This is a genomic window from Streptomyces laculatispora (assembly GCF_017353455.1).
GTDB lineage: Bacteria > Actinomycetota > Actinomycetes > Streptomycetales > Streptomycetaceae > Streptomyces > Streptomyces laculatispora.
Genome location: NZ_JAFMPZ010000584.1, coordinates 1 through 6,068, shown reverse-complemented (window position 1 = coordinate 6,068; position 6,068 = coordinate 1). Strand labels below are relative to the sequence as shown.

At 69.3% G+C, this 6,068-nt stretch carries 5 protein-coding genes; 3 read left to right on the top strand and 2 right to left on the bottom strand.

Annotated elements, in window-relative coordinates; genetic code table 11:
* On the top strand, positions 1–2,204 hold a 2,204-nt coding region (locus J1C73_RS30930), incomplete at its 5' end, for a RelA/SpoT family protein (protein WP_207319267.1).
* 130 nt (positions 2,205–2,334) lie between these two features.
* Here the strand turns inward: J1C73_RS30930 and J1C73_RS30925 are convergent.
* Both J1C73_RS30925 and J1C73_RS30920 read right to left on the bottom strand, forming a co-directional pair.
* Entirely contained in the window at positions 2,335–3,564 is a 1,230-nt protein-coding gene (locus tag J1C73_RS30925; RefSeq protein ID WP_207319266.1) for a DUF349 domain-containing protein, read from the bottom strand.
* A 195-nt stretch (positions 3,565–3,759) separates the two neighbouring features.
* The gene (locus J1C73_RS30920) at positions 3,760–4,548 is read right to left on the bottom strand and encodes a peptidylprolyl isomerase (RefSeq protein WP_207319265.1); all 789 of its coding nucleotides are present in this window, start codon (positions 4,546–4,548) and stop codon (positions 3,760–3,762) included.
* Between the two features lie 148 nt (positions 4,549–4,696).
* Between J1C73_RS30920 and J1C73_RS30915 the strand changes: the two genes are divergently transcribed.
* Positions 4,697–5,383 carry an MBL fold metallo-hydrolase gene (locus tag J1C73_RS30915; RefSeq protein WP_123468393.1) on the top strand — a complete coding sequence of 229 codons (687 nt, stop codon included), beginning with the start codon at positions 4,697–4,699 and terminating at the stop codon, positions 5,381–5,383.
* 13 nt (positions 5,384–5,396) lie between these two features.
* Positions 5,397–6,068: histidine--tRNA ligase (locus tag J1C73_RS30910; RefSeq protein ID WP_207319264.1), on the top strand; the 672-nt coding region annotated here is incomplete at its 3' end.

Sequence of the window (6,068 nt, the reverse complement as noted above, 5' to 3'; positions counted from 1 at the left end):
CCGTCCGCAGCAACGACGCCAAGATCGAGACCTCCACGCTGCGCCAGATCGAGCGCGCCTACCAGGTCGCCGAACGCTGGCACCGCGGCCAGAAGCGCAAGAGCGGCGACCCTTACATCACCCATCCGCTCGCCGTGACCACGATCCTGGCCGAGCTGGGTATGGATCCGGCCACTCTGATGGCGGGGCTGCTGCACGACACGGTCGAGGACACCGAGTACGGCCTGGACACCCTGCGCCGCGACTTCGGCGACCAGGTCGCCCTGCTGGTCGACGGCGTGACCAAGCTGGACAAGGTCAAGTTCGGCGAGGCGGCGCAGGCCGAGACCGTGCGCAAGATGGTCGTCGCGATGGCCAAGGACCCCAGGGTGCTGGTCATCAAGCTCGCCGACCGGCTGCACAACATGCGCACCATGCGCTACCTCAAACGGGAGAAGCAGGAGAAGAAGGCCCGCGAGACGCTGGAGATCTACGCCCCGCTGGCCCACCGCCTGGGCATGAACACGATCAAGTGGGAGCTGGAGGACCTCGCCTTCGCGATCCTCTACCCGAAGATGTACGACGAGATCGTCCGCCTCGTCGCCGAGCGGGCGCCCAAGCGTGACGAATACCTCGCCATAGTGACCGACGAGGTCCAGTCCGACCTGCGCGCCGCCCGCATCAAGGCCACCGTCACCGGCCGGCCCAAGCACTACTACAGCGTCTACCAGAAGATGATCGTGCGGGGCCGGGACTTCGCCGAGATCTACGACCTGGTGGGCATCCGCGTCCTCGTCGACACGGTCCGCGACTGCTACGCGGCGCTCGGCACCGTTCACGCGCGGTGGAATCCGGTCCCCGGCCGGTTCAAGGACTACATCGCGATGCCCAAGTTCAACATGTACCAGTCGCTGCACACCACGGTGATCGGCCCCAGCGGCAAGCCGGTCGAGCTGCAGATCCGTACGTTCGACATGCACCGCCGCGCCGAGTACGGCATCGCCGCGCACTGGAAGTACAAGCAGGAGGCCGTCGCGGGCGCCTCCAAGGTGCGCACCGACGTCCCCAAGAACACCGGCCGCGGCCAGGACACCGTCAACGACATGGCGTGGCTGCGCCAGCTCCTGGACTGGCAGAAGGAGACCGAGGACCCCAGCGAGTTCCTGGAGTCCCTGCGTTTCGACCTCTCGCGCAACGAGGTCTTCGTCTTCACGCCGAAGGGCGACGTCATAGCGCTCCCGGCAGGGGCGACACCGGTCGACTTCGCGTACGCCGTCCATACGGAGGTCGGCCACCGGACCATAGGGGCACGGGTCAACGGGCGGCTCGTCCCGCTCGAGTCCACCCTCGACAACGGCGATCTGGTGGAGGTCTTCACCTCCAAGGCGGCCGGCGCGGGTCCCTCCCGTGACTGGCTCGGGTTCGTCAAGTCGCCGCGGGCACGCAACAAGATCCGCGCCTGGTTCTCCAAGGAGCGCCGCGACGAGGCGATCGAGCAGGGCAAGGACGCCATCGCGCGCGCCATGCGCAAGCAGAACCTGCCGATCCAGCGGATTCTGACCGGCGACTCACTGGTCACCCTCGCCCACGAGATGCGCTATCCCGACATCTCGTCCCTGTACGCCGCGATCGGCGAGGGACATGTCGCGGCGGCCGGTGTCGTGCAGAAGCTGGTCCAGGCGCTGGGCGGCCAGGACGAGGCCAACGAGGACCTCGCGGAGAGCTCGCCGCCCTCGCACGGCCGCAACAAGCGCCGTTCGAACGCCGATCCGGGCGTCGTCGTCAAGGGCGTCGAGGACGTCTGGGTCAAGCTGGCCCGCTGCTGTACGCCCGTTCCCGGTGACCCGATCATCGGGTTCGTCACCCGGGGCAGCGGAGTCTCCGTACACCGTGCGGACTGCGTCAACGTCGACTCGCTCTCGCAGGAGCCGGAGCGCATCCTCGAGGTCGAATGGGCGCCCACCCAGTCCTCGGTCTTCCTCGTCGCCATCCAGGTCGAGGCACTGGACCGGTCCAGGCTCCTCTCGGACGTCACGCGCATCCTGTCCGACCAGCACGTCAACATCCTGTCCGCGGCCGTGCAGACCTCCCGCGACCGGGTGGCGACCTCGCGGTTCACCTTCGAGATGGGCGACCCGAAACACCTCGGCCACGTCCTGAAGGCCGTACGCGGCGTCGAGGGCGTCTACGACGTCTACCGGGTGACCTCGGCCCGCCGGCCCTGATCCGGGCCGCCCGACCGGCCCTGCAGCCCCTCGGGGCTGTGGTGCGTCGCACCGGCCCCGTGCACCACGTGAAGGGCCCCTCCACCGACCGGCGGAGGGGCCCTTCACGACGGAACCGGCGAACCGGGTCTCAGCCGCCGAACTCCTCCAGGCCCTTGAGAGCCTGGTCCAGGAGCGCCTGCCGGCCCTCCAGCTCGCGGGCGAGCTTGTCCGCACGGGCGTTGTTGCCCGAGGTGCGCGCCGTGTCGATCTGGGTACGCAGCTTGTCCACGGCCGACTGGAGCTGTCCGGTCAGACCCGCGGCACGGGCACGTGCCTCCGGGTTGGTCCGGCGCCACTCCGACTCCTCGGCCTCCTGGAGCGCCCGCTCCACCGTGTGCATCCGCGCCTCGACCTTCGGGCGGGCGTCACGCGGCACATGGCCGATGGCCTCCCAGCGCTCGTTGATGGCCCGGAACGCCGCCCTGGAGGCTTTCAGGTCCTTCACCGGCACCAGCTTCTCGGCCTCGACCGCGAGCTCCTCCTTGAGCTTGAGGTTCTCGCCCTGCTCCGCGTCCCGTTCGGCGAACACCTCGCCGCGGGCCGCGAAGAAGACGTCCTGGGCACCGCGGAAACGGTTCCACAGATCGTCCTCGGCCTCGCGCTGGGCGCGGCCCGCCGCCTTCCACTCCGTCATCAGATCGCGGTAGCGGGCAGCCGTCGTGCCCCAGTCCGAGGAGCGGGACAGCGACTCGGCCTCGACGACCAGCTTCTCCTTGGCCTTGCGGGCCTCCTCGCGCTGGGCGTCCAGCGAGGCGAAGTGGGCCTTGCGGCGCTTGGAGAACGCCGAGCGCGCATGGGAGAAGCGGTGCCACAGCTCGTCGTCCGACTTGCGGTCGAGCCGCGGCAGGCCCTTCCACGTGTCGACGAGCGCACGGAGCCGCTCGCCCGCGGAACGCCACTGCTCGCTCTGCGCCAGCTCCTCGGCCTCGACGACCAGCGCCTCCTTGGCGTGCTTCGCCTCGTCGGTCTGCTTCGCCTTCTGGGCCTTGCGCTCCTCGCGCCGCGAGTCGACCGTCGCCACCAGGGCGTCCAGCCGCTTGCGCAGCGCGTCGAGGTCGCCGACGGCATGGTGCTCGTCGACCTGCGCACGCAGATGCTCGATGGCGGTCGTCGCGTCCTTCGCGGACAGATCGGTGGTCTTCACCCGCCGCTCGAGGAGGCCGATCTCGACCACAATGCCCTCGTACTTGCGCTCGAAGTAGGCCAGGGCCTCCGCCGGAGAACCGGCCTGCCACGATCCGACGACCTGCTCGCCGTCGGCTGTACGCACGTACACGGTGCCTGTCTCATCGACACGGCCCCACGGGTCGCTGCTCACAGCGCCTCCTCCACCTGATGCCCGCGAGGGGGTTCACCCCCCTGGCATCGTCCACAGTTTCCTGGGGCGGGCAGCGCCCGCCCTGCACAACGCCAATCTAGGCGACGGGCCGCCCGGCTGTCCGCACTCCGAGCGGCCGAAATTATCCGGCCCCGCGCGGTGCCTGCCGTGCGGATCACGCCGGGCCCGCCGGGCTCACGCCTTGTCGACGGCCGCCTTCGAGATGTTCACGGCCTTCTTCGGCGCACCGTCGGCGGCGCCGCCGGTGACACCCGCCTTGCCGATGGCCTCGACGGCCTTCAGCGAGGCCTCGCTCATCGTGCCGAACGGCGTGTAGGTGGGCGGCAGTTTGCTGTCCTTGTAGACGAGGAAGAACTGGCTGCCGCCGGTGTGGGCCTGGCCGGTGTTGGCCATCGCCACCGTGCCCGCCGGGTAGGTCACCGTGCCGTCCTTGCCCGCCTTGCCCAGCGCGGTGAGGTTCTCGTCCGGAATCGTGTAGCCCGGACCGCCGGTGCCGTCGCCCTTGGGGTCGCCGCACTGGAGGACGAAAATGCCCTGCGTGGTCAGCCGGTGACACTTCGTGCCGTCGAAGAAGCCCTTGTCGGCGAGCGACTTGAAGGAGTTCGCGGTGTGCGGGGTCTTCGCCGCGTCCATCGTGAACGCGATGTCGCCCTGGCCCGTCTTGAGCGACAGGGTGTACTTCGCCTTCTTGTCGATCTTCATCGCCGGCTCGGGCGCACTCTTCTCGCTCGCCGAGGGGGACGCCGACGGGCTCGCGCTCGCGGCCGGGTCGGCCTTGTCCTTCTTGCCGTCGTCGCCGGTGGCGAAGTACGTGACGCCGCCTATCACGGCCACCACGGCCACCGCGGAGGTGATGATGACCGTCAGCCGCCGGGTCCGGTGGCGGGCCTCCTCCCGGCGCTGCTGCTGCCGCTCGAACTTCTCCCTGGCGAGCTGCCGCCGCCGCTGATCGCTGCTGACCACCGGGTGATCTCCTTGTACGTCGTGTGATCGGGCCTGAGTTGCCCCGTACCGTATATGGGTTAGCTGTGGAATGAGGAGCGCCGGTAGGCTCTGAACTGCTGCGACCTCGCAGCCGCGACCCCTCGTCGAACAACCATTAAGGACGATCGTGCTCATTGCCGGGTTCCCCGCCGGGGCCTGGGGGACCAACTGTTACCTGGTCGCCCCCGCCGCAGGTGAGGAGTGCGTGATCATCGACCCGGGCCACCAGGCCGCCTCCGGGGTCGAGGAAGCGCTGAGGAAGCATCGGCTGAAGCCCGTCGCCGTCGTGCTCACCCACGGCCACATCGACCACGTCGCCTCGGTCGTCCCGGTGTGCGGCGCACACGACGTCCCCGCCTGGATCCACCCCGAGGACCGTTACATGATGAGCGACCCGGAGAAGGCGCTGGGCCGCTCCATCGGGATGCCGCTCATGGGCGAGCTGACGGTGGGGGAGCCGGACGACGTCAAGGAGCTGAGCGACGGCGCCCGGCTGATGCTGGCCGGTCTGGAGTTCGGTGTCTCGCACGCGCCCGGCCATACCAAGGGGTCGGTGACGTTCAGGATGCCCGAGGCCGCGGAGGTTCCGCAGGTTCTCTTCTCGGGCGACCTGCTCTTCGCCGGCTCCGTCGGACGTACCGACCTGCCCGGCGGCGACCACGCCGAGCTGCTCGAGTCGCTGGCCCGTGTGTGCCTGCCGCTCGACGACTCGACCGTGGTGCTGTCGGGCCACGGCCCCCAGACGACCATCGGCCGCGAGCGCGCCACCAATCCGTATCTGCACGGTATGGACGCGCCCCGACGAGGAATGTGACGAGAGCGACATCGTGAGCACCTTCAAGGCCCCCAAGGGCACGTACGACCTGACCCCGCCCGACTCCGCGAAGTACCTCGCGGTGCGTGAGGCGATCTCCGCACCGCTGAAGAACTCCGGCTACGGCTACATCGAGACCCCGGGCTTCGAGGACGTGGCCCTCTTCTCCCGAGGCGTCGGCGAGTCCACCGACATCGTGAGCAAGGAGATGTACACCCTCACCACCAAGGGCGGCTCCGAGCTCGCCCTGCGCCCCGAGGGCACCGCGTCCGTGCTGCGCGCCGCTCTGGAGGCCAACCTCCACAAGCTCGGCAACCTGCCGGTCAAGCTCTGGTACTCCGGCTCGTACTACCGCTACGAGCGTCCGCAGAAGGGCCGTTACCGCCACTTCTCACAGGTCGGTGCCGAGGCCATCGGTGCCGAGGACCCGGTCCTGGACGCCGAGCTGATCATCCTGGCCGACCAGGCGTACCGCTCCCTGGGCCTGCGCGGCTTCCGCATCCTGCTGAACTCGCTGGGCGACAAGGAGTGCCGGCCCGTCTACCGCGACGCGCTCCAGGGCTTCCTGCGCGAGCTCGACCTGGACGAGGAGACCCGCCGCCGCATCGAGATCAACCCGCTCCGGGTCCTCGACGACAAGCGCCCCGAGGTCCAGAAGCAGCTGACCGGCGCGCCGGTGCTGCGG